Annotated in this window: 1 protein-coding gene; it reads right to left on the bottom strand. The window is 40.4% G+C overall.

All coding sequences use genetic code 11. The annotated features are described in order from the left end of the window. Positions 1-121: 121 nt before the first annotated feature. A partial coding sequence (locus CWC11_RS22865) for a hypothetical protein (RefSeq protein WP_171038474.1) occupies positions 122-307 on the bottom strand: 186 nt, incomplete at its 5' end.

The following is a 307-nucleotide window of genomic DNA, read 5'->3' as shown; positions in this document are numbered from 1 at the left end:
TTGATACATTGTATGGCGACCATGATAAACAGTATTGTCGTCACAATGCGCAGAGATTGCTTAAATGGCATAACAGCTACCTATTGCAACGTTAGTAGTGATACATGGCTTCATTCTCAGGCTACTCATCATCATTTTGATCATTTTCGGTGTTATCGTCGTCTTCGCTATCGACAGCATTGCTGCACCGTGCAGACGAACTTGAGGTCGATGACCTATTATTATGTGACGGTTCATAATACGCTGTGCGTGCTTCTTGTTCAGTGTATTGCTTGATATCTTCAAGTATAAGACATAACTCATTTAT

It is taken from the genome of Pseudoalteromonas sp. S3178 (assembly GCF_005886985.1).
In the GTDB taxonomy this organism is placed as follows: Bacteria; Pseudomonadota; Gammaproteobacteria; order Enterobacterales; family Alteromonadaceae; genus Pseudoalteromonas; species Pseudoalteromonas carrageenovora.
Note: the sequence above shows the minus strand (reverse complement) of the source record. Positions and strands in the feature narration are given on the sequence as shown.